Annotated in this window: 21 protein-coding genes; 15 read left to right on the plus strand and 6 right to left on the minus strand. The window is 34.1% G+C overall.

Annotation, left to right across the window (positions count from 1 at the left end):
* Positions 1-3: 3 nt before the first annotated feature.
* The 10 genes from Q361_RS06875 (at position 4) to Q361_RS06920 (ending at position 10,211) form a co-directional block, all read left to right on the plus strand.
* Positions 4-543, plus strand: a complete 540-nt coding sequence (locus tag Q361_RS06875) for a complex I 24 kDa subunit family protein (RefSeq protein WP_103725983.1) — start codon at positions 4-6, stop codon at positions 541-543.
* A 4-nt stretch (positions 544-547) separates the two neighbouring features.
* On the plus strand, positions 548-1,915 hold the full coding sequence (gene nuoF, locus Q361_RS06880; protein ID WP_103725984.1) for an NADH-quinone oxidoreductase subunit NuoF: 1,368 nt from the start codon (positions 548-550) through the stop codon (positions 1,913-1,915).
* Between the two features lie 85 nt (positions 1,916-2,000).
* The gene (locus Q361_RS06885) at positions 2,001-3,029 is read left to right on the plus strand and encodes a 2Fe-2S iron-sulfur cluster-binding protein (protein WP_103725985.1); all 1,029 of its coding nucleotides are present in this window, start codon (positions 2,001-2,003) and stop codon (positions 3,027-3,029) included.
* Positions 3,030-3,032: 3 nt separating this feature from the next.
* The gene (gene nuoH, locus Q361_RS06890; protein WP_103725986.1) at positions 3,033-4,085 is read left to right on the plus strand and encodes an NADH-quinone oxidoreductase subunit NuoH; all 1,053 of its coding nucleotides are present in this window, start codon (positions 3,033-3,035) and stop codon (positions 4,083-4,085) included.
* A gap of 13 nt (positions 4,086-4,098) precedes the next feature.
* Complete coding sequence (locus tag Q361_RS06895) at positions 4,099-4,647, plus strand: NuoI/complex I 23 kDa subunit family protein (protein WP_103725987.1); 549 nt, start codon at positions 4,099-4,101, stop codon at positions 4,645-4,647.
* The gene (locus Q361_RS06900) at positions 4,647-5,168 is read left to right on the plus strand and encodes an NADH-quinone oxidoreductase subunit J family protein (protein ID WP_103725988.1); all 522 of its coding nucleotides are present in this window, start codon (positions 4,647-4,649) and stop codon (positions 5,166-5,168) included. Before Q361_RS06895 ends, Q361_RS06900 begins: the two co-directional genes overlap by 1 nt.
* Before the next feature lies 1 nt (position 5,169).
* Positions 5,170-5,490, plus strand: coding sequence for an NADH-quinone oxidoreductase subunit NuoK (nuoK, locus tag Q361_RS06905; protein ID WP_103725989.1), 321 nt, complete (start codon positions 5,170-5,172; stop codon positions 5,488-5,490).
* Positions 5,491-5,496: 6 nt separating this feature from the next.
* On the plus strand, positions 5,497-7,377 hold the full coding sequence (gene nuoL / locus Q361_RS06910) for an NADH-quinone oxidoreductase subunit L (RefSeq protein WP_103725990.1): 1,881 nt from the start codon (positions 5,497-5,499) through the stop codon (positions 7,375-7,377).
* 13 nt (positions 7,378-7,390) lie between these two features.
* On the plus strand, positions 7,391-8,827 hold the full coding sequence (locus tag Q361_RS06915) for a complex I subunit 4 family protein (protein WP_103725991.1): 1,437 nt from the start codon (positions 7,391-7,393) through the stop codon (positions 8,825-8,827).
* 13 nt (positions 8,828-8,840) lie between these two features.
* A complete protein-coding gene (locus Q361_RS06920; RefSeq protein ID WP_103725992.1) occupies positions 8,841-10,211 on the plus strand; it encodes an NADH-quinone oxidoreductase subunit N in 1,371 nt (456 codons plus the stop codon).
* A gap of 37 nt (positions 10,212-10,248) precedes the next feature.
* Here the strand turns inward: Q361_RS06920 and Q361_RS06925 are convergent, their stop codons facing one another.
* From Q361_RS06925 to Q361_RS06935, 3 genes are all read right to left on the minus strand, one after another.
* On the minus strand, positions 10,249-10,479 hold the full coding sequence (locus Q361_RS06925) for a ferredoxin (protein ID WP_103725993.1): 231 nt from the start codon (positions 10,477-10,479) through the stop codon (positions 10,249-10,251).
* On the minus strand, positions 10,479-11,720 hold the full coding sequence (locus Q361_RS06930) for a peptidase U32 family protein (RefSeq protein WP_103725994.1): 1,242 nt from the start codon (positions 11,718-11,720) through the stop codon (positions 10,479-10,481). Before Q361_RS06930 ends, Q361_RS06925 begins: the two co-directional genes overlap by 1 nt.
* Before the next feature lie 173 nt (positions 11,721-11,893).
* A complete protein-coding gene (locus Q361_RS06935; protein ID WP_103725995.1) occupies positions 11,894-12,304 on the minus strand; it encodes a BrxA/BrxB family bacilliredoxin in 411 nt (136 codons plus the stop codon).
* Between the two features lie 158 nt (positions 12,305-12,462).
* Between Q361_RS06935 and Q361_RS06940 the strand changes: the two genes are divergently transcribed.
* Positions 12,463-14,334, plus strand: a complete 1,872-nt coding sequence (locus Q361_RS06940) for an Nramp family divalent metal transporter (protein WP_103725996.1) — start codon at positions 12,463-12,465, stop codon at positions 14,332-14,334.
* A 118-nt stretch (positions 14,335-14,452) separates the two neighbouring features.
* On the opposite strand, the gene feoB is transcribed toward Q361_RS06940, so the two are convergent.
* The 3 genes from feoB to Q361_RS06960 all read right to left on the minus strand — a co-directional run bounded on the left by feoB (position 14,453) and on the right by Q361_RS06960 (position 17,455).
* Positions 14,453-16,558 carry a ferrous iron transport protein B gene (gene feoB, locus Q361_RS06950; RefSeq protein WP_103725997.1) on the minus strand — a complete coding sequence of 702 codons (2,106 nt, stop codon included), beginning with the start codon at positions 16,556-16,558 and terminating at the stop codon, positions 14,453-14,455.
* A 2-nt stretch (positions 16,559-16,560) separates the two neighbouring features.
* The gene (locus Q361_RS06955; RefSeq protein ID WP_103725998.1) at positions 16,561-16,785 is read right to left on the minus strand and encodes a FeoA family protein; all 225 of its coding nucleotides are present in this window, start codon (positions 16,783-16,785) and stop codon (positions 16,561-16,563) included.
* 160 nt (positions 16,786-16,945) lie between these two features.
* Positions 16,946-17,455: an acyl-CoA thioesterase gene (locus Q361_RS06960; protein ID WP_103725999.1), complete on the minus strand. Its 510-nt coding sequence runs from the start codon at positions 17,453-17,455 to the stop codon at positions 16,946-16,948.
* A 391-nt stretch (positions 17,456-17,846) separates the two neighbouring features.
* Here Q361_RS06960 and Q361_RS06965 point away from each other — a divergent pair, with 391 nt between their 5' ends.
* The 4 genes from Q361_RS06965 to Q361_RS06980 all read left to right on the plus strand — a co-directional run.
* Positions 17,847-18,356, plus strand: coding sequence for a DUF4199 domain-containing protein (locus tag Q361_RS06965; protein ID WP_103726000.1), 510 nt, complete (start codon positions 17,847-17,849; stop codon positions 18,354-18,356).
* A 623-nt stretch (positions 18,357-18,979) separates the two neighbouring features.
* Complete coding sequence (locus tag Q361_RS06970; RefSeq protein WP_103726001.1) at positions 18,980-20,620, plus strand: T9SS type A sorting domain-containing protein; 1,641 nt, start codon at positions 18,980-18,982, stop codon at positions 20,618-20,620.
* Between the two features lie 4 nt (positions 20,621-20,624).
* Positions 20,625-23,615 (plus strand): hypothetical protein, encoded by a 2,991-nt coding sequence (locus tag Q361_RS06975; RefSeq protein ID WP_103726002.1) that lies wholly within the window; start codon positions 20,625-20,627, stop codon positions 23,613-23,615.
* A gap of 20 nt (positions 23,616-23,635) precedes the next feature.
* Positions 23,636-25,628, plus strand: a 1,993-nt coding sequence (locus tag Q361_RS06980) for a DUF6443 domain-containing protein (RefSeq protein ID WP_245874614.1), incomplete at its 3' end; no start/stop codon positions are given.

A 25,628-nucleotide genomic window follows, 5' to 3' on the forward strand; every position in this document is an offset into this window, starting at 1 on the left:
GTTATGGAACACAATCAACATAAACACTACACTCAGGAAATTAATATTACGCCTCAATTGATGGAGCGTATTAACGAATTGATTAGTCATTATCCTGAAGGAAAACAAAAATCAGCACTTTTACCTGTTTTACACGAAGTACAAGATGCTCACGATAATTGGTTGAGTATTGAACTTCAAAATAAAGTAGCCGAAATACTTAGTATTAAACCAATTGAAGTGTATGAAGTGGTAACTTTTTATACCATGTTTAATCAACGTCCTATTGGTAAATATATGTTTGAATTTTGTCAAACATCTCCTTGTTGCCAACGCGGTGTAGAAGATTTAATGGATTACACCTGTGAGAAATTGGGAGTTAAAGTAGGGCAACCTACCCCAGATATGATGTTTGAAGTACGTGGCGTAGAATGTTTAGGTGCTTGCGGATATGCCCCAATGATGCAATTGGGAGATTTCTTTCAAGAGCATTTAACAAAAGAAAAAATCGATCAATTAATTGACGATTGTAAAGCGGGGAAAATAACTTTACACGATAAATAGTATCATGGGAAGAAAAATATTATTAGACAAAATAAATGTTCCAGGCATAAAAACTTATGAAGTATACCGCAGAGAAGGCGGTTATTCTTCTGTAGAAAAAGCCTTAAAATCACTCTCACCAGATGAAGTAGTAGAAGAGGTAAAAACTTCTGGACTTCGAGGTCGTGGTGGAGCAGGTTTCCCTGTAGGAATGAAATGGAGTTTTATTGATAAAAAATCAGGAAATCCAAGACATTTAGTTTGTAATGCAGACGAATCTGAACCAGGAACTTTCAAAGACAGATATTTAATGGAATACATTCCGCATCTATTAATAGAAGGAATGATTGTATCAAGCTATGCTCTAGGTGCTAACCTTTCGTACATTTATATTCGTGGAGAATATATGTGGGTATACAAAACCCTAGAAAGAGCAATTGCCGAAGCTAAAGCCGCAGGCTGGTTAGGAAAAAATATTTTAGGAACAGGCTACGACCTAGAAGTACATGTTCAAATAGGAGGCGGTGCTTACATTTGTGGCGAAGAAACCGCGCTCATTGAAAGCTTAGAAGGTAAACGTGGAAACCCAAGACTTAAACCACCTTTTCCTGCGGTAAAAGGTCTTTGGCAAAATCCAACCGTTGTAAATAATGTAGAATCTATATCGGCAGTACCGTGGATTATCAATAACTCTGGGGCTGATTATGCCGCCATAGGAAAAGAACGTTCTACAGGAACCAAACTCATTTCTGCATCTGGTAACATTAAAAAACCAGGTGTATATGAAATTGAACTAGGTTTATCTGTATATGAATTTATGAATTCTGATGAATACTGTGGCGGAATGGAAACCGATAGACCGCTAAAGGCATTGGTGCCTGGCGGAAGTTCTGTGCCAATTTTACCCGCTCATCTTATCTATAAAACAGCCAATGGCGATGACCGATTAATGACCTATGAAAGCCTTTCAGATGGTGGTTTTGCTACAGGTTCTATGCTAGGTTCTGGCGGATTTATTGTTTATGATGATAGAGCGTGTATTGTACGAAACACATGGAATTTTTCGCGTTTTTACCACCATGAATCGTGTGGACAATGTACACCATGTCGCGAAGGAACAGGTTGGTTGGAAAAAGTATTGTGGCGAATTGAAAATGGAGAAGGACGTGAAGAAGACATCGAATTACTTTGGAGCATTCAATCTAAAATTGAAGGAAACACAATTTGTCCATTAGGTGATGCAGCTTCTTGGCCTGTAGCTGCAGCAATACGTCATTTTAGAGATGAATTTGAATACCATATTCGTTTTCCAGAAAAAGTAAAAAATAGAAATCATTTTGTGACTGAACCTTTTGAAAAAGTAAAGCATTTAGTAGTAAAACAAGAGATATAAAATAGTTTCAGGTTTCAAGTTTTTTTAGTTTCAAGTTTTATAGCATGAAACATTAAACTTGAAACTAAAAAAACAAAAATAGATAATGAAAGTAACCATAGACGGTCAAGAAATTGAAGTAGCACCAGGAACGACCATTCTGCAAGCTGCTCGTATGATTGGTGGAGAATCAGTTCCGCCAGCCATGTGTTATTATTCGAAATTGGAAAAAACAGGTGGAAAATGCCGTTGTTGTTTGGTTGAAGTAACCAAAGGCAGTGATGCAGATCCACGTCCTATGCCAAAACTTGTTGCCTCATGTGTAACAGGCTGTATGGACGGCATGGAAGTAGCAAGCAAATCATCTGAAAGAGTAACCGAAGCTCGAAAAGCCGTTACCGAATTTTTACTTATAAATCACCCTTTGGATTGCCCTGTATGCGATCAAGCAGGCGAATGTGATTTACAAAACTTGAGTTTTGAACATGGCAAAGCGCAATCTAGGTTTATAGAAGATAAAAGAACTTTTGAGCCAGAAAATATAGGCGACAAAATACAACTTCACATGAACCGTTGTATACTTTGCCAACGCTGTGTACAAGTTGCCGAACAATTAACCGATTATAGAGTACACGGTGTATTAAATCGTGGCGACCACGCTCAAATTTCTACCTATGTTGCAGCGGCTATCGATAATGATTTTTCAGGAAATATGATAGATGTTTGCCCTGTGGGAGCATTGACCGATAAAACATTTCGTTTCAAATCGAGAGTATGGTTTAACAAACCTTTCAACGCACATAGAAATTGTGAGAACCCTGAGTGTTGTGGCAAGGCAACATTGTGGATGTTTGGAAATGAAATTCAACGTGTTACCGCAAGAAAAGACATTTATCATGAGGTAGAAGATTTTATTTGTAATACGTGCCGATTTGACAAAAAAGAAGTTACCGATTGGGTAATTGAAGGACCAAGAAAATTTGAAAAAGATTCGGTAATAAACCAAAATAATTACACACGCCCTATGGAAAAAGTAATTATGAATACCGAAAAAGGAATACTTGAAGGTAGAGAGCAAGACCGTAAAAAGATCAGTATGGCACAAATACCTTTTAACAATCAAAAAAAACAATAAGAAATGGATAGTGCGTTAATTATTGAAAAAAGCGTTGTTATAGTTGCTGTATTTGTCTTTACTATGATTATGGCAATGTATTCTACATGGGCAGAGCGTAAAGTAGCCGCCTATTTACAAGATCGTATAGGTCCAAACAGAGCAGGTTGGGGAGGATTATTACAACCACTTGCCGATGGTTTAAAACTATTTGCAAAAGAAGAATTTGAACCCAATACACCCAATAGAATTTTGTTTTTTACAGGGCCAGCCATAGCGATGAGTACAGCACTCATTACCAGCGCAGTAATACCTTGGGGAGACAAATTAGAATTATTTGGTAGAACCGTAATATTACAAGCTACAGATATAGATGTGTCTATTTTGTATGTTTTTGGTATTGTATCTATTGGAGTATATGGTATTATGATTGGTGGTTGGGCATCAAACAATAAATTCTCACTCATGGGAGCTGTTCGTGCTGCATCTCAAATGGTGTCATACGAAGTAGCTATGGGACTGTCTATCATTGCTTTATTAATGATGACAGGCACATTGAGTCTTAAAGAAATTGCACAACAACAATCTGGATTACATTGGAATGTATTTTACCAACCATTATCGTTTTTGATATTCTTAATTTGTGCCTTTGCAGAAACCAACAGAACACCTTTTGACTTAGCAGAATGTGAATCAGAGCTTATTGGCGGATATCATACAGAATATTCTTCTATGAAAATGGGATTTTACCTATTTGCAGAATATGCCAATATGTTTATTTCTGCTACCATAATATCAGTATTATTTTTTGGAGGATACAACTACCCTGGTATGTCTTGGGTAATAGAACATTGGGGTAACAATGCAGGAAATCTATTAGGAATGTTAGCATTATTTGTAAAATTATGCTTTTTTATATTCTTTTTTATGTGGGTACGTTGGACAATACCAAGATTTAGATACGATCAATTAATGCATTTAGGATGGAAAATATTAATTCCACTAGGTATTATAAATATCGTAATTACAGGAATTGTATTGTTAAGAAGTGAAATTTTTGCCTTTTTAGGATTTTAAATAATTACAGAACATGTCATCATTACAAACAATATCACTCTCGGGAAGTAAAAAAGAAGTTTCTAAAAAAGAAATGACTTTTTTAGAAAAATTATACCTGATTGCTATAATAAAAGGATTATGGATTACTATAAAACACTTTTTTAAGAAAAAAGCAACTATACAATATCCAGACCAAGTAAGACCTTTTAGCCCAGTATATCGCGGACGACACATGCTAAAAAGAGACAGTCAAGGAAGAGAAAATTGTACTGCTTGTGGGCTATGTGCTTTATCATGCCCTGCCGAAGCTATAACAATGAAAGCCGCAGAAAGAAAACCAGGTGAGGAGCATTTATACAGAGAAGAAAAATATGCCGAAATTTATGAAATAAACATGCTTCGTTGTATATTTTGTGGTCTTTGTGAAGAGGCTTGCCCTAAAGACGCCATTTATCTAACCATTTCAAAAGAATTGGTACCTGCTCAATACCATAGAGAAGACTTTATTTTTGGCAAAGACAAATTAGTAATGCCTTTAGAAATGGCAATTCGTAATACCCAACAAAACTCAGTAAACTAATGTCTACAGTATTAATAATTTTTTATATTCTATCGGCAATTACGCTATCTATGGCTTTTTTGGCCGTGTTTACACGAAACCCTATACATAGTGCTATCTATTTAGTTGTATGTATGATGAGTATAGGTGGGCATTTTTTATTATTTAACTCTCAGTTTTTAGCTATAGTACAAATTATAGTATACGCTGGTGCTATTATGGTACTTATACTATATACTATCATGCTCATGGATTTAAATAAAGAACACGAAGTACATAGACCAAGAGTTACTCGACTTGTAGCGATTATTTTGTTCTCACTTACGTGCATTATTTTAATATTAATATTTATCAATTCTGACCCTGTTGCAGGCACAATAGATAGATACGACAACTTTGGAGAAGATTTTCAATCGATTAAAAAGCTAGGAAAAGTATTGCTTAATGAGTATTTAGTACCATTTGAATATGCTTCTATACTACTACTTACAGCTATGATTGGAGCAGTATTATTGTCTAAAAAAGAAAAACCAGGGAAATAATATGAACAATATTTTAAATGAAATTGGTATAGAAAATTACATCTATCTTGCAGTAATTCTTTTTAGTATAGGTGTATTTGGTGTATTGTATAGAAGAAATGCCATTATAGTATTTATGTCTATAGAAATTATGCTTAATGCAGTAAACTTACTATTTGTAGCATTCTCTACATACCATCAAGATGCCGAAGGGCAAGTATTTGTATTTTTCTCTATGGCTGTAGCCGCCGCAGAAGTAGCAGTAGGATTGGCCATATTGGTTTCTGTATTTAGAAATATAGGCTCGATAGATATTGGTAAATTAAAAAATTTAAAAGGATAAATCCTAATGGAAAATAGTTTAGTTTTAGTATTACTACTTAGCCCTTTCATTGGGTTTTTAATAAATGTTTTCTTCGGAAAACAACTTGGCAAAACGGTTTCGGGAGCACTAGGCACATTGGCAGTAGTGGTTTCGTTTTTGGCAAGTATTTATTTCTTTGTTGAAATAAATCAAACAGGAAAACCAATTTCTATAAAGTTTTTCGATTGGATTTCGTTACATAATTTTAAGTTGGATATGGGTGTTTTACTAGACCAACTTTCATTACTATGGTTGTTATTTGTAACAGGTATTGGATCTTTAATCCATTTATACTCGATAAGCTATATGCACGATGACGAACATTTGAATAAGTTTTTTGCCTATTTAAATTTGTTTGTTTTCTTTATGATTACCCTTGTTGTAGGAAGCAACTTAGTAATCATGTTTATAGGCTGGGAAGGTGTTGGACTATGCTCTTATTTATTAATAGGATTTTGGTATAAAAATCAAGAGTATAACGATGCCGCAAAAAAAGCATTTATCATGAATCGTATTGGCGATTTAGGATTTCTAATAGGTATTTTTATATTGGGTAGCTTATTTTCTACATTAGATTTTTCAACATTAAAAACCTTAATTACTAGCGGAACTAATGCAAATGTAACTTTACTTTCTTTAGCAGCACTATCACTCTTTATTGGAGCAACCGGAAAATCGGCGCAAATACCGTTATATACATGGTTACCCGATGCAATGGCTGGGCCAACTCCTGTATCGGCATTAATACACGCAGCAACAATGGTTACAGCAGGTATTTTTATGATAACAAGAATGAACTTTTTGTTTGATTTAGTACCAAACATTCAGTTTATTATTGCTGTAGTAGGTGCTGTAACTGCTTTGGTAGCTGCTTCTATAGGATTAGTGCAAAACGATATCAAAAAAGTATTGGCATACTCTACAGTATCTCAACTCGGATTAATGTTTATGGCTTTAGGATTTGGCGCATACAACGTAGCTGTTTTCCACGTTATTACACACGCTTTCTTCAAAGCTTGTTTATTCTTAGGTTCGGGTTCGGTAATTCACGCTTTGCATCACGAACAAGATATGAGAAAAATGGGCGGCTTACGAAAAATTATGCCTATCACTTTCATAACCATGATGATTTCTACTTTAGCAATATCTGGAATACCTCCTTTTTCTGGATTCTTTTCAAAAGATGAAATACTCATGACGGCTTTTCACAACAATACAATACTTTGGGTTGTTGCGTCTGTAGCTTCAATAATGACTGCTTTCTATATGTTTAGATTAATGTATTTGACTTTTTATAAAGAGTATAGAGGTACAGAAGAACAAAAACATCATTTGCATGAAAGTCCTGCTCTATTAACATTTCCATTAATAGTTTTAGCAATTTTGGCAACTGTGGGTGGCTTGTTAAATTTACCAGGAAACAATTGGCTAAATCATTATTTAGCACCAATACTAAGTGCTACAGAACACAAAGAACATACCTTGGGTACTACAGAATATATGCTAATGGCTATAGCCGTTGCAGGAGGATTGGTAGGGATTTTTATGGCTTACTCAAAATACATCAAACAAAATTTCGTTCCAAAACCTGATGCAGAAATAAATGGCTTTGCAAAAACATTGTACAACAAATATTATGTAGACGAATTTTATATGAGCTTGATAGTAAAACCTATTAAATCACTTTCAAATTTCTTTAGAGAAACTCTCGAACCCGCACTTGGAAGTCTTGTATATGGTTTTGGTACAATGGCCAATAAAATGTCTGTTACAGGTAAAAAAATACATACAGGAAGCATTGGCTGGTACTTAACCATGTTTACTTTGGGTGTATGTTTAATACTTTGTTATTTATTCTTGTTTTAATACTTTTTACATAATGAATGTAACTACTATATTATTAATATTTTTATTAGGAGCTGTACTTACCTATGTTTCGGGAAATAAGTTGGCATCAAAAATTGCATTGGGTTTTAGTATTATGGCTGCACTTGCAAGCTTTTATTTACTCCAATTGTATTTAGCAAATCAAAATATAAGCTTTAATGGCGTTTGGCTACAATCGCCAAAAGTGTTTTTATCTTTACAAGCCGATGGTATTTCACTAGCGATGGTGTTACTTACCACTTGTCTTATGCCTGTTATAGTATTATCGTCTTTTGGCAATATATACAACAACGCCAAAAGTTTTTATAGTTTGGTGCTATTTATGGCTTTTGCCATGACAGGTACTTTCTTGGCTACAGATGGTTTGGTTTATTATGTATTTTGGGAACTAGCTTTAATTCCAATCTATTTTATTGCTCTTATTTGGGGTAATGGTAGTATAGAATCTAGAAAAAAAGCAATTCTTAAATTCTTTATCTACACGCTTGCAGGCTCATTATTTATGCTCATAGCTTTTGCTTATTTGTATACAAAAACAGGCTCTTTCTTGTGGAACGATTTAGTAAAACTTAACTTAACCAGCACAGAGCAAACATGGATATTTTTGGCTTTCTTTTTGGCTTATGCTATTAAAATTCCAATTATACCTTTTCATACATGGCAAGCAAAAGTATACCAAAAAGCACCTACAGTGGGTACAATGCTTTTATCTGGAATCATGCTAAAAATGGGATTGTATAGCGTAATTCGTTGGCAATTACCACTTGCCCCATTAGCTGCCAAAACCTATATGCCTTATGTACTTGCATTAAGTATAGCAGGTGTAATTTATGGTTCGATTGTAGCATTAAAACAAAAAGATTTAAAAAAGCTTTTGGCTTACTCATCTTTGGCTCACGTAGGACTTATTGCCGCTGGATGTTATACCCTAACGCAAGATGGTCTATCTGGAGCAATAGCACAAATGATAGCACACGGATTTGTAATAGTAGGACTATTTTTTGCTGCCGAAGTAATTTATAGAAGATACGATTCGTATAAAATAAAAGATTTAGGAGGCATTAGAAGTCAAACTCCCAAGTTTTCATCACTTTTTTTACTATTGGTTTTAGCATCTGTAGCTTTACCTGGAACTTATAATTTTGTGGGAGAATTTACAGTATTATTCAGCTTATATCAAATTAATATTTGGTACGCAGTATTTGGTGGTACTACAATTATTCTAGGAGCTTATTATATGCTAAAAATGTTCCAAAACGTAATGTTAGGAGAAACAAATACAAAAGCATTTGCAGATGTAAACTGGACAGAAACGTTTGTTTTTGTAGTCATTATAGCCTTTTTACTACTATATGGTTTATATCCTAAACCAATAACAGATTTGGTTACACCAAGTGTAAAAGAAATTTTAACAATAATAAATCGATAATTCTTCACTATAAATGGATACATTAATTGCAATAGCAGGATTGGGTATAGTAGTTTTACTTGCTGAAGTTATAAACCTCAGAAAATTTATCGTGCCTATTACTGTTGCAGGATTATTAGCAATACTAGCCTATTCTTGGAATAATTTTAATGGCACTGAGAGTTTTTATAATAATATGATTATTGTAAACAAGTTCTCATTGGCTTTTTCATCATTATTTATTGTGCTTTCTATATTTTTAATAGCTATGGGAGGCGATTTTTATAAAGAACACCCTACTAAATTTTCCGATTATATTTCAATAAAATTATTTATGCTTTCTGGAGCTGTAGCTATGGTTTCGTTTGGTAATATGGCTATGTTCTTTTTAGGAATAGAAGTGCTATCGATATCATTGTATATTTTGGCAGGAAGCGATAGGTTGAATGTTTTAAGTAATGAATCGGGTATGAAATATTTTCTATTAGGTTCGTTTGCTTCGGGTATTATATTATTTGGTATATGTTTAGTATATGGAGCTACAGGCTATTTTGATGTACCAAGTATTTATGGCTTATCACAAGGTGCTGGGTTACCTGTTTGGTTTCCTATAGGTGTTACAATGATTATAATAGGAATGTTGTTTAAAATTGCTGCTTTCCCATTTCATTTTTGGGCGCCAGATGTGTATGAGGGTGCACCTTCGCTAGTTACTGCCACTATGAGCACATTAGCAAAAGTAGTTGCTGTCGCTACATTGTATAAATTGGCAAGTAACTTAATGGTAGAACTCGACTATAAAACACAAATACTTATTGTTGTTATTTCGATACTAACAATGACTGTGGGTAACTTTATGGCACTCAAACAACATAATGTAAAAAGAATGCTTGCTTTTTCTGGTATTTCACATGCTGGATTTATGCTTATGGCATTATTAAGTATAAAAACTGTTGCTGCAAACCTATTCTATTATACAGCTGCTTATGCTTTGGCAGGTATTGCTGCTTTTGCTGTTATTATATATGTATCACGTAGTGGCAGAGATGAAAATATAAGTAGCTTTAATGGGCTAGGAAAGAAAAATCCGTTAATGGCTGCTGTATTAACAGCTTCATTACTATCTATGGCAGGTATACCTGTATTTGCAGGTTTCTTTGCAAAATTTATGTTGTTTAGTCAAACAATAGCTGCGGGCTATTTGGTAGTTGTTATTTTTGGAGTGGTAAATTCTATTGTAAGTATTGGCTATTATTTCAAACTTATATTGGCTATGTATACCAAAGAAGATAATACTACAGAAAACAACAAAGTATCTTTAATTTATTCAATAGTTGCTGTACTAGCAATAGTATTAAATATCATTATTGGAGTACACCCTAATCTACTTACTTCTTTACTATAAAGGAAATCAATTATATTGAAAATAAAAGAGACCTAGTTTAGGTCTCTTTTACTTTTATAATATGTACAGGGCAAGCCTTTTCGGCAAGTTCGCAATTTTCTACAATAGAATGGTCTGGCGATTTGAGCGTATGAAAACCTTTGTTGTTAATAGATTTTATTAAAACCGTTTTACCATCTTTTTTAGACATTCTAAATTGGGCAGGAGCCATTTCTACACAATAATTGCAGCCAATACATTTATCGCGTTGTAATGTTACTATTACCATTAGGCTTCTACTATTTTATACATTTTATCAGATAGTCTAATTCTAAAAGGAACCTTTAGTGTACAACTATCTCCTTTTGTAGCTTTATCTGAAACCTCATCATTCACAAACATATTGTCTATCACTAATTCTTGGGCACCAGTACTTGGACCTGTTATCAAAATCTTATCGCCTATTTTAATGTCGTAAGCTTCAATTTTGAACTCAGCAATATTCGATTTAGGGAAATAATGCATTCCTTTACCTACATATACTTTCTTTTGCGTAGCACTAGAACCAGGATTATCACTCCACTCGCCCAATTTTTGACCTAAGTAATACCCACTCCAAAAACCTCTATTGTAAACTGTAGACAATGCATTCATCCAAGTATTAATTTTATCTTTGGTAAATGTGCCTTCGTAGTAAGCGTCAATAGCTTCTCTATAGGTTTTAATTACCGTAGCCACATAATCGGCGGCACGACCACGTCCTTCAATTTTAAGAACTTTAATACCTGCATCGATTACTTGATCTAGAAAATCTAATGTACATAAGTCTTTTGGAGACATCATATACTCATTATCAATTTCTATTTCAAAACCACTTTCTTGATCAATTACTGTATATTTTTTGCGGCAATTTTGCTTACATGCACCTCGATTGGCAGACGAATTATGTGAGTGTAAACTCAAATAACACTTACCAGATACAGCCATGCATAAAGCACCATGACCAAATATTTCAATTTCTACTAGATTACCGCTTGGCCCTTTTATTTGTTCCTTTTCAATAAGCTCTGTAATGCTTTTTACCTGACGCAAACTAAGCTCTCTAGACAACACAATCGTATCTGCAAAAAGAGCATAAAATTTAACGGTTTCAATATTGGTTACATTAAGTTGAGTAGAAATATGCACTTCTATACCCATTGTTTTTGCTGCCATAATTACCGCTTGATCTGAAGCGATTACAGCCGTAATACCAGCTTCTTTAGCTTTTGCTAAAAGGGTTTTAACAATAGATAAGTCGTGGTCGTAAATAATGGTATTTAATGTTAAATAGGTTCTAACATTTTTTTCATTACATCTGCGAGCTATTTCTGGCAAATCGTCTAGAACAAAATTTATTGTAGCTCTAGCACGCATATTAAGTTGCTCTACGCCAAAATATACCGAGTCGCAACCATTGTCTAATGCTGCTTGTAGTGACTCAAAATTTCCAGCAGGAGCCATTAATTCTATTTTTCCTGAAGTTGTCATTGGTTATTTTAAAAATAAGATTAAAATTACTCTATTTAGAATAATTCTTTGCAAAGATAGAACAATTTGAATTTGATTGGTACAAAAAACAAACCATTAAAATGGATAAAATTAAAAGCTTAGCTCATAATTTAAATCCTTTTTAATGGTGGTTTATAATGTGACTTTGACGTTTAGCAGAATTCTGCGTAAGCATCTTTTAAGTTCTCAGCAATCATTTCTGCTGGACGACCTTCAATATGATGACGCTCTAGCATGTGAACTAATTCACCATTTTTAAACAAAGCCATACTTGGTGATGACGGCGGAAAAGGAAACATACTCGCTCTTGCTGCATCAACGGCCTCTTTGTCTACACCTGCAAAAACAGTAATAAGTTTAGAAGGTTTTTTATCGCCCGATAAACTCATAATAGCTCCTGGTCTAGCATTTCGAGCAGCACAACCACACACAGAATTTACAACTACAAATGTAGTTCCGTAAGCCTTAATCGCATTTTCTACCTCATCGGCAGTATATAAATTTACAAAACCAGCGTCTGTAAGTTCAGCACGCATTGGGTTTACCATTTCTTCTGGATACATATCTATTATAATTAGTATTAAATATCAATAATTCGATTTAAAAAATCGGTACAAAGATAATGAGAAAACCGTTCTTTAGAATAATTCTACGATAAAGATTCGTTATAATGTTATAAAGAAATTAATATTTGTAATTTTGACATTATAAACAACGTAAAATGAGTAAATCATTAGAAGAAGTACATGAATCTATAACGACCGAAGGTAAAAAAACAGGTTTTAGAAAGATACTTGCGTTTCTTGGGCCTGCGTACTTAATTAGTGTAGGCTATATGGACCCCGGGAATTGGGCAACCGATTTGGCTGGTGGAAGTCAATTTGGATATTCACTACTATGGGTTTTACTAATGAGTAATATTATGGCGTTGTTGTTGCAAAGTTTAAGTGCTCGTTTAGGTATTGTAACCCAACGTGATTTAGCTCAAGCTTCGCGCGAAACATACACGCCTTTTATTAATTATATACTCTATTTTTTGGCAGAAATTGCTATTGCAGCCTGCGATCTAGCAGAAGTATTGGGCATGGCAATTGGAATAAATTTACTGTTTGATATTCCATTACTTTATGGTGTGTTAATTACGGTTTTGGATACATTTTTATTATTATTTCTCATCAATAAAGGCATCCGAAAAATGGAAGCTTTTATTATTACGTTGGTAGCTATTATTGGTCTTTCGTTTGTTTTTGAAATGATTTTTGCCCAACCCGAATTACACAAAGTTATTGCAGGACTAGTACCTACTTTACCAAACCAAGATGCGCTCTATATTGCCATTGGTATTATTGGTGCAACCGTAATGCCACACAACTTGTATTTGCATTCATCGTTGGTGCAAACTCGTAAATTTAAGAGGGATAAAACAGGAATAAAGCAAGCTATAAAATATAACTTTATAGACTCTACAATTGCTTTAAATTTAGCTTTTTTTGTAAACGCAGCTATATTGATATTGGCTGCCGCAACATTCTATAAAAGTGGCATGTATGAAGTTGCAGAAATTCAAGATGCACATCAATTTTTGGCTCCGTTACTAGGTACAAAATGGGCTGCTATATTATTTGCCGTTGCCTTAATAGCAGCAGGACAAAGCTCTACCATTACTGGAACATTGGCTGGACAAATTGTAATGGAGGGTTATTTAAATTTAAGAATTCAACCGTGGGTAAGACGAATTATTACTCGCCTAATTGCTATTGTACCTGCTGTTGTCGTGATTTTAGTATATGGCGAAAGCGTAACGGGTAAAATGCTTGTTTTTAGTCAAGTACTATTAAGTTTGCAACTCGGTTTTGCCATAATTCCTTTAATTCATTTTGTAAGTGATAAATCGAAAATGAAAGGTTTTCACATCAATAAAACTACACAAATTTCGGCTTGGATTATTGCTTTGATTATTGTGTCGCTCAACATAAAATTGGTTTTTGATGAAATTGAAAACTGGATAAAAACAACACAAAACCCAATATATTTATGGGTTACTGTAGTACCTCTAGCCATTGGATTTTTAGTCTTATTGCTCTATATTGTATTTAAACCATTTGTTTCTAAATACAAAAACTATATAGACAATCATTCACCGCATCACACCAAATTAAAACTTGATTCATTAAAAAATTATACTAAAAAGCATATTGCAGTTTCGGTAGATTTTTCATCGGCCGATGAGAAAGCAATACAACACGCCGTAGATTTGGGAGGAATAAATGCGCATTATACATTAATTCATGTTGTTGAAAGTGTAGGCGCTATGTTTTATGGAAATAAAGTTGGAGACCATGAAACCGCTATTGATAAAGCTTTATTAGACAACTATTTTGAGGTATTAACAAGCAAAGGATATACTGTAACCACAAAATTGGGTTTTGGAAAACCCTCCAAAATAATCTCTACTATAGTTAATGAAGGAAACTATGATGTACTTATTATGGGAACACATGGGCACACAGGCATAAAAGACATACTTTTTGGCACTACGGTTAATATGGTTCGGCATAAAATAGCCATTCCTTTGCTTCTTGTAAAAGATTAATCGCAACCGCAATTATCAGTGCCACAACCTTTTTTTGGTTTTTTATTACCAAAAAACTTCTTTATTAAAAAAACAACAGAAACTGCTACTGCAATATATACTAAAATTTGTTGCATCATTATTTTAATAATTGATAAGCCGCAAGTGAACATAAATAGGCAAAACCACTCATAAAAGCCAACTGAATTAACGGCCATTTCCACGAGTTTGTTTCTCGTTTTACTATAGCCAATGTACTGATGCATTGCATAGCAAAAGCATAGTACAACAAAAGCGAAATACCTGTAGCAAAATCAAATACTGGAGCGCCATTTTCTCTTAATTCGTTTTTCATCTGACTTTTTATAGTCGCTTCTTCATCACTATGGCTACCCACGCTGTAAATAGTTGCTAGCGTTCCTACAAAAACTTCGCGTGCAGCAAACGAACTCACTACCGCAACGCCTATTTTCCAATCGTAACCTAAAGGTTTAATAATAGGTTCTATAGATTTACCAAGAATGCCTATATACGAGTGTTCCAGCTTATACTCATCTACCCTATCTGGTATAACAGAAGGATTAATAGGGTATTTACTAGTATATACTTTATCTTCAACAATTTTTTGAGCGTTTTTAAAATCGTTGCCTGGCCCATGCGAACCTAAAAACCAAAGCAATACCGATATGGCTAAGATTATTTTTCCTGCCCCAAAAACAAAAGATTTCGTTTTTTCTAAAACATTGATACCTACATTTTTTGCCATTGGCAATTTATAACTTGGCATTTCTACAACAAAATACGATTTGTGTTGCGATGCCATTATCTTGTTTAATACATAGGCCGATGCTATCGCCATAATAAAACCTATTAAATACAAACTCATTAAGGTTAAACCTTGCAAACTTAAAAAGCCAAAAAGTCTATTTTCGGGAATAATGAGTGCTATAAGTATGGCATATACGGGTAAACGAGCCGAACAAGTAATAAAAGGCGTTACCAAAATAGTAATGAGTCTTTCTTTCCAAGTTTCTATATTTCGGGTTCCCATAATGGCGGGTATAGCACAAGCGGTTCCCGATATAAGCGGTACAATACTTTTTCCTGAAAGCCCAAACGGACGCATAATTTTGTCCATTAAAAAAACCACACGGCTCATGTAGCCACTTTCTTCTAAAACCGAAATAAACAAAAACAAAAAAACAATTTGTGGAACAAATATAACAATGCCGCCAATGCCTGGTATAACGCCCTCGCTAAGTAAACTAGTAAACTCTCCCGAAGGTAAATTGTTTTTAGCATACGTGGCTAAATTGGCAAACCACTCATCTATATAGTCCATAGGTACACTACTCCAATCAAAAATAGATTGAAATATTAGCAATAAAATGCCAAAAAATATTACATAGCCCATTATTTTATGAGTAAGCAACGCATCTAATTTATACTGCCAACTTGTTGCTTTGGCTTTGTCTATTTTTTGAGCCATTTTTAGCGTATCATTGATAAATTGATAGCGCTTTATGGTTTCTTTTTGTTGTAGTTTTCTTAACTCTGAATGCGACTTGGTAAAACTATTTGGGATTTCTTTTCTATCTAAATTTAAAAAATTTACATCTTGTGTAATTACCAACCATAATTTATATAAAAGCTGATTTGGAAATGCCTTTTGTAATTTATCAAAATAAGCAACATCTATAGAAGACGCGTGCAAACAAGGTTCTGTAGATAGGTTTTTATAATTTAAAATTTGCTGTTTTATTTGATCTATGCCTATGTTCTTTCTAGAACTTACCAAAGCAATTTTGGTTTTTAAATGTTGTTCTAGTAACGGAATATCAAGTTCTATGCCCTTAAGCTTCATTCGGTCGCACATATTAATAACAAGTACAACAGGAATTTCTAAGTCTTTAATTTGGGTATATAATAATAAGTTGCGCTTTAAATTTTCTACTTCGGCAACAAGCACAACAACATCTGGAAAATGCTCGTCGTTTTTATTCATAAGCAATTCTATAACTAAATTTTCGTCTATAGAACTGGCATTCAAACTATATGTACCTGGTAAATCTAGTATTTCGGCTCTTGTAGTATCATTAATTTTACAAGTTCCTATTTTTTTATCTACCGTTATACCTGGATAATTGCCTACTTGCTGATGCAAACCTGTAAGTGCATTAAACACAGATGTTTTGCCCACATTGGGGTTACCAATTAATGCAACCTTGATAAGAGAATCTGCCATGTTTACAATTTTGCCAAAATATGTTTTGCGGTATCTTTGCGAATGGCAACATGCGCATCGTTTATACTAAAATAAAGCGGATCGCCAAAAGGAGCTATCTGTAGCAATGTTACTTCGCTATTGGGCAAACATCCCATTTCTATCAATTTCAATGGAATTTCATCCAACGAAACGTCTTCAATGATGCCTTTTTCGCCTTTTGCAAACGTATCTAATGTTTTTACCAAAGCTTTATTTAGATTGAATTAAAATACAAAGATACTTAAATAGAGATTTAAAAATATGATTTTTATCACATTTTTAAAACAAACGAAGTAAATAATTCTCAAAAAAGAATACGTACAGCAAACAATAAAAATACTATAACCGTGCTATAAACAATATGTTTTAGTTAAACAACGCTTTCAACTCGGTAGCATCGTGTGGATTTAATTTGCCTGCCAAAACCAAACTTAGTTGTTTTCTGCGAAGTGCAGCATCAAAACGTGTTTTTTCTTCTTCTGTTTCGGGTACAAGTTCGGGCACTTCTACAGGATTTCCAGTTTCATCAACCGCTACAAAAGTATATATAGCTTCATTGGCCTTGGTTTTTACGCCACTCTCGCGATCTTCAATCCAAACATCCAAATAAATTTCCATAGAAGATTTAAAAGCCCTCGAAACTTTTGCCTCAACAGTAACCACACTACCAAGCGGAACGGCTTTATTAAAAGCCACATGGTTTACAGAAGCCGTTACACATACTCTACGGGAGTGTCTTCGTGCGGCAATGCTTGCTGCTCTATCCATACGAGCCAAAAGTTCACCTCCAAAAAGGTTATTTAAAGGATTTGTTTCGCCTGGCAAAACAATATCGGTAAGGGTAGTAAGAGAATCTTTGGGCGTTTTTGCAATCATACTTCTATTTTTTTGGCAAAGGTAGTAAACATTTATAAGTTTACTTACAAAAAAGCACAGGCACACGAGCATACAAACTCGGCATTATATTCTTACTAAAAGGTTGTAATAATAGTTTTGTGCGTTTCTTTTTTTTAAAAGATGTACATCTTTTATATAATTCCTGTACATCTTTTACTTAATTTCCGTACATCTTTTACATGGTTTCTGTACATCTTTTTATTATTTTCTATATAGAAAAATAAATTCTTATTAGCTCAAACAATATTTATGTACTATAAAAAACAATAATCTGAGAATGGATATAGTATACAAGTAAAAAAGGGTAAGCATATATAGAACTTATGTTAAAGAAATTTTTATATTTGATACACCAACCAAAAAAAATGTTATGAAAAATAGTATCTTAAAAAACGGAATTATTTCGGGCATACTTGTCTCTATGTTTATGGTATGTATGACAATCTACATGAAATACAATCCTACTAGTGAACCCAGTATGATTGTTGGTTTTACAAGTATGATTTTGGCTTTTTCTTTTGTATTTATTGGAATTAAACAACAAAAACAGGCCAACAATGGGAGCATTTCATTTATAAAAGCATTTACAACAGGTTTTTTAATCGCTCTCATTGCTTCGGTAATGTATGTAATTGTATGGCTGTTTATTTACTACAATTTTTTTCCAAATTTTATCGAACATTACAGTCAAATGATGATTGATAAAGCAAAACCCGAAGATGTAGCAACCGTAACTGCAGAAATGAATCAGTACAAAGAATGGTACAAAAGTCCGGTAATGATTATTCTTTTAACATTTATGGAAATTCTACCTTTAGGCGTTCTTGTATCGTTACTTGGAGCTTTGCTGTTTAGTGTTATTTTAAAAAAGAAAAACTAAGTACTGCTTGTCTAGTTCTACAATGTAGTGCTTTTTGTTGTATACTAAAAACAATAGTCTCATACGAATTGTCTAGCATAACAATTTAAACGATAAGCATGTATTAGTGCTTAAAAGTTACATAAATAGATATTTAGAAAATAATGTGGTTTTATATGTAGAAACCACACGAAAGGATTCGTGTGTAGCGGGGTTTAATAAACTTGCATTTATTAATTTATAGCTACGTAATACTATTGATATACCTTATCTATACTTCTAGCATACACTAGGCATACATTAATGATACACTAAGCATATACTAGACATACATTGTAACTCATCTTTGCTTTTTTTGAAATACATGTTTATTTTATTTGAAAACTTTATCCCACAAACCGAAGATATTAACAGTACAATAGTATAAAAATAGTACGGTATTTTTAGGATGCCGTTGGTAAAGATTCGCAATTAATTCCAGATAAAATAATGCGCTACAAGAGTATAAAACCCCATGATTATTTCTCTTCAAAAAACCCAAAACAGGGAAATATGTTAAATTTTGATGTAGTTTATCGATTTTATTTTTTTGTTTACTAATATAGTTGTACTTATGTGTGTAAAACGTTAAAATATAATTGATTATGCACACCACGAAACAACTCTTTATTTGGTGTTTAAGCTGTATCGTTTCTTCTATGTCTGCTCAAAAAATAACTTGGGAAAAAAGCATGGGAGGCAAACACGCAGAATACCTTGCAGATGTTATACCCACAGCAGATTATGGGTTTCTACTTGCTGGAAGTTCTCTATCGGGGAAAACAGGCACTAAAGACCAAAACAACAAAGGAAATCTTGATTTTTGGCTTTGGAAAATGAATGAACACGGTGAACCCGAATGGCAAAAAAGTTATGGAGGTGAAGCCATGGATTTACTCAAAACCATTGCCCCTACTCCAGACGGTGGCTTTATTCTTGGTGGAGATTCTTTTTCTGATAAAGGAGCCGACAAAACGCAACCCGCATACGGACAAGCTGACTATTGGATACTCAAACTTGATGCCGCTGGAAACCTAGAATGGCAACGTACCATAGGTAGTGAAGGGCAAGAACAAATTAAAAAAATACTAGTAACCCCAGATGGTTATCTTATTGCCGGATCTTCTGCTTCTAGCAAAGCTTTTGATAAAACAGAAGAAAATTATGGTGCTCTAGACTATTGGGTTATTAAAACAGACCGTAAAGGCGCCATACAATGGCAAAAAACATTTGGCGGCAGTTACAATGATATTCTTGAAGATGCGATAGCATTACCCGACGGTGGTTTTATTCTTGGTGGCTATTCAAACTCTCCTTCTGATGGTACTAAAACAGCTACGCTAAATGGCATGGGCGATTTTTGGGTGCTTCGTATCGATAAAAAAGGAGAACTCCTATGGCAAAAATCTTATGGAGGCGCTCAAGACGACCATTTGACAGTACTTCTTCTTAAAACTAATGGCTCTCTATGGATGGGTGGTCATTCAAACTCTGAAACAGATAACGACAAAACTACAGCAAACAAACAAGGTACAGATATATGGCTTTTGCAAACAGATCTTGATGGTGTGGTACAATGGCAAGATACCTACAATATAGGAGCGTACGACCTTTTATCTTCTATTATAGACAATAAAGATGGTACCTATCTTTTAAGCGGTTTTGCTAAAGGAATTACTCAAAAAAAAGGCGCTAATCCGTTACTAGATTCTACTAAATATAAAAATGGCACTGCAGACTATGTTGCTCTAAAAATAAACGAAAAAGGAGACATCTTGTGGGATAAAAGTGTAGGCAGTGAAGGTGAAGAAGTTTTGGTAAAAACAGTATTGATGCGTGATGGTGCTTACTTAATGTGTGGCACAAGTAAAGCTCCTACAGTGCTTAGTATGGGCAAACAAACCGCTGCAGCTTCCAAAGATAGAAATACCGCTATAGGAAGTACCGATTTTTGGGTTGTAAAACTTAAAGACGAACAAAAACCTGATACTCCAAAAGTACTTATAGATGCTTACCCTAACCCCGCTTTGTCGTATACTAATATTGCTATAGGGTACGATTACACCTCGGGAACTGCTAGCGTTGTAGATTTATCGGGTAAAACTTTACAACGTTTTGATATTAATGGTAGCCGAACTATTCCTGTTGATTTATCTAACTATCCCGAAGGAATTTATATTGTAAACATTAAAACCAACGTACAAAACGATGGTGTGAAAATTATTAAATCTAATAACAAAAATTAAAGCCATGAGAAAAATTTTAGTAATAACAATATATACATTAATTAAATTTAATGTTGCTTTTGCACAGATTATAGATACCTCAAACAACTTCACGGTATCAAACCCTACATTAAACAATTTATATTTATTTAATGAAATAGAAACTATTTCTGCACATGGATTAGCAGATATTTCTTTTCCTGTATGTTCAATACCTACCATAGACGCCTCTGTAAATATTGACCTTACCTTGGCCTATCATCCTTATGGCATTCGTTTTGGAGGAATGGGAGGTGAAATAGGTGTGGGTTGGAGTTTATTTAAAGGAGGCTTTATATCTAGAAAAAGTATTTCTGGACCTCATTCACCTGATTACGAAGATTCTTCTACTAACAGTTATAAACAATCATATTCATTTAGCTTTTTAGGATATCGTGGGAAATTTAATATTAGAAGAAATAATGATGACTTTATTGTAACTATTACAGAAAACAAAAGTGGAGAATTAAAATTAAATGTTCAATATGACCCAGTAACAAATGTAATACATTCTTTCACATTTTATGATTCTAGTGGTAATCAATATTTATTTTCTGGATATAAAAGTAAAGAATGTGCAAATTATACTCCCCCATCTGGTATAAGAGGGTATTTTGCATATGATGAATTTATTCTTACAGAAATTAAAAATAAAAACGACCTTAGCCTTTGTGTATATAACTACCAAACTTTGCAAAAAGAAATTCCTAGTCCTTATTATCCTTGTTCTCTTAAAAATAAAATTTTAAGTTCTATAAATATAGTAGGCAAAGGAAAAATAGAGTTTACAAATGATACATTTGTTAGTAATCCGTTTCAAACAAAACTAAATGCAGTAAAAGTATTTGATTTTAATAACACTTTAATCTCAAAACATGATTTTTCTCAAATGCCTGGTAAATTATTTGTGTACAACAATAATGAATCATTAGCAGACAAATATGAGTTTAATTATAAAGAGTTATATCAAAATTCTTTTCAAGGCTATATACTTGGTTTTGATTATTTTGGATTTCAAAATGCATTTTGTGGACCTTGGTATGGAAGTCAAAAAGTATCGCCTGAAGTTTGCACTACAGGTGTACTACAAAAAATTAGTTATCCTACAGGAGGATGTAAAATATTTGACTATGAATCTAACGATTATTCATTTGACGAGGCAGGAGTAAGTTTAGGAGCAGATTTTTTGCCAGATTTTACTCCTTATGAAAGTGATGCTTTCTTTTCTGAATTATCACACAATTATAGCTATCAAACTATTTTTGATGGTCAAATTAACGGGTCATTAATTCTTAATAACATTCCGTCATTACATGGTTTGTTATTAGAGGCTGATATATCACCTTATACTATGGACGGTATACAAGAAGACAATAACAATTTATTATACCCTAAAATTGGTTTTTTTTCAGCTAGTAACTTAACTACTCCTGTTTGTACATTTGGTTCTACTTACTACCCTACAGAAGATTGTAACTTTACTGGGTTACGTGCCTCAGATATTAATACTTTAATCCCATTAACTCCGCCTTTTTTATTGAAAGTGCTAGCAGCAGATCCAGATATCTCAATACCATTTAGAATTAGAAAAAAAATTCCAAACCCTGTACTAAAAAAATGGGATTATGGCGCAGGTATTAGAGTTAAGAATATAGCTATTTTTGATAAAGAAGTTACTCCTATGTATTATACAACTTCAAACAATACTGTGAGAGAAGACAATATTCCAGTAAAAGAATTTCATTATGACTATAGAATGTTTAATGAACCTAATAGAAGTAGCGGGTGCAGACTTAACTTTATTATACAATTGTATTCTGCTTCAGATATAAATATGTTTGGTATAGATCCTTATCAACCAATAATAATCTATAAGAATATTACAGTCTCACAAAAACCAAATTTAGGTAAAGAAGAATATACCTACCTTGCTCCAGACTATTTTTTGCCTTATGGAACATCTGTTGTAGAAAATGATAGTTATATATCGACCCCTACTTATCCACCTCTACTTTGGGGACAAGTCTTACATAAAAAAACATATGATAGTTCTTATAAAATTAAACAAGAATTAACTAATGAATATTATTTTAGCAATTTGGAATATATCTCTATTAATCTTTCAAATCCCACTCCTAATGGGTTGTACATAATTAATTCTAGTTTACTTGCATGGGCAAAAATAAAAAAACAAACAGTAACTGATTACTTTTATAATAATGGTATAAGCCATTCAATAACTCAGGAAAAAGAGTATATATATGACACTGTAAATCGTTTACCTTATAAAGAAATTTTTAAAAACTCAAAAAATGAGATAATAACATCTACATTTATATACAATTCAATTGTAAAAAACTCTCTTTTTCCCGAATTTTCATCTGTAAGTAATAGTGACATTACACTAAGTAACAATTTAATAAATAAAAAATGCTCTGATGTTTTATTATTTAGCAAACAAGAAAAAAATGGAACGTTATTATCTACAAAAAAATACAATTATTCTTTATTTAATAATGCAATCTTACCATCTACAATACAATCTTCGAAGGGTAATAATAACCTCGAAACCAAAATTACATACAACAGCTATGACAACAAAGGTAATTTAACCCAATATACGCTAGAAAGTGGTATACCTGTAAGCATTATTTGGGGTTACAACCAAACACAACCCATTGCCAAAATAGAAAATGCAAGTTACAGCCAAGTGAGTAGTTATGTAAACAATTTGCAAACACTCTCCAATGGCAGCAACGAGGCATCGTTACTTACAGCTCTTGACGCCTTGCGTAGTAGTCTGCCCAATGCTATGGTTACTACATACACCTATATCCCGCTAGTAGGGGTAAGCACAATAACCGATCCAAAAGCAGACCGACAAACCTTTACTTACGATACCTTTGGACGATTACAATATGTAAAAGATAAAAACGGAAATATACTCAGCGAAAACCAATACCACTACAGACCTTAACCATTTAAAACCAAAGCCAAATGAATACATCATATACAGTATTGCCCGTTTTAAATAAACGCTTTTTTTATACATTTTTCTTTGTATGGGCATTTGTGTTACACCATTACGCACAAACCCAAAGCGAAAACTACATCAAAACCACTACCTACAAAGTAGCTACTACCAGTAGCCTTAGTACCCCAACTACGGCACAAGCTGTACAACAAATAACCTATTACGACGGACTAGGTCGCCCCATACAAACCATAGCAGGCAGGCAATCCAATACAGGCAAAGACATTGTTACACCTATCGAGTATGATGCCTTTGGAAGGCAAGCAAAAGAATACTTGCCTTATACAACCACATCGGCAACCCTTGCCTACAATGCCTCTGCTACTACCGATGTACAAAACTATACTCTCTACACAGGGCAAACACCCTATAGCGAAAAACTCTTTGAAGCCTCTCCGCTCAATAGAGTACTCAAACAAGCAGCTCCAGGAACAGTATGGAATTTAGGTAGCGGTCACGAAATAAAACTAGACTACCAAACCAATACCAGTATTGATACCGTAAAACGATTTAATGTAACAACCACATGGAATGCAACCAACAAGGTTTACGACATTAATATTATAGAAAACGGAACCTATGCTAACTACCAACTCTATAAAACCATTACCAAAGATGAAAACTGGACTTTGGGAAACAACAATACCATACAAGAGTTTAAAGACAAAGAAGGCAGAATAGTTTTAAAAAGAACCTTTAACAACAATACAGCCTACAACACCTATTATGTATACGACGATTATGGAAACCTAACCTATGTGTTACCCCCTTTGTTTACTACAATTTCAAGCGCAACACTCGATGGTTTATGCTACCAATACAAGTACGACTACCGCAACCGTTTGGTTGAAAAAAAACTACCTGGTAAACAATGGGAATATATAGTATACGACAAACTCGACCGTGTAGTGGCCACAGGGCCTACCTACTCCCCTTTTAGCGACCAACAAAACAATCTGCCAAACACCCCTATACAAGGTTGGATGATTACCAAATATGATGCTTTTAACAGGGTAGTTTACACAGGTTGGGAGCAAGAGACCACACCCTTTTCGGCAAGTTTACGTGCTACTAAACAAAGTACATATACTAACACTACAGTACTTAACGAAAGTAAAACCACCACAAATACTACCCTAAACAATGTAGCCTTGCGCTATACCAATACTGTAAGCCCTACCACTATGCAGGTGCTTACTGTACATTATTACGACGATTACGATTTTCCAAATGCCCCAACAAGTTTTGCCTCCATACAAGGGCAAAACGTATATTACAACAACACCGTAAAACCCAAAGGCTTACCTACAGGAAGTTGGGTACGAGTGCCCGAGAGCAGCACTACAACACCCATAAAAGGCACTACAAGCTATATGCTTTACGATGCCAAAGCACACATACTAAAAACCAGCACTACAAACTATATGGGTGGCTATACAGTGGTTGAAAACGGACTTGATGCTTTTACGGGTAGAGTAAATTTTACCGTTACCAAACACAAACGCATTACAAGCGATACCGAACTACTTACTCGCGATGACTTTAGTTACAGCCAACAAGAACGTCTACTTACACATACACACAAAATAGGCACCAACGGAACCCCAGAGTTGTTGGCATTTAACACCTACAACGAGCTAGGCAAGCTCATAAGCAAGCGTGTGGGAGGTACCGATACTACAGGAGCTACAGCCCTACAAAAAGTAGATTACACCTACAATATAAGAGGCTGGCTTACGGCAATAAACAACACACAAAGCCTACAAGATACACCAAACGATTTATTTGCTTTTAATATTAATTATGATACTGTACGAAACGAAGTAGGCTACACAGGTACACCGCTCTACAACGGCAATATAGCCGAAACCTATTGGCGTACACAAACCGACAATGTATTGCGCAAATACGGCTATCAATACGATAATTTAAACCGGCTTACCAACGCCATATACC

Origin of the sequence: Flavobacterium croceum DSM 17960 (assembly GCF_002917885.1) — a bacterium.
In the GTDB taxonomy this organism is placed as follows: Bacteria; Bacteroidota; Bacteroidia; order Flavobacteriales; family Flavobacteriaceae; genus Flavobacterium; species Flavobacterium croceum.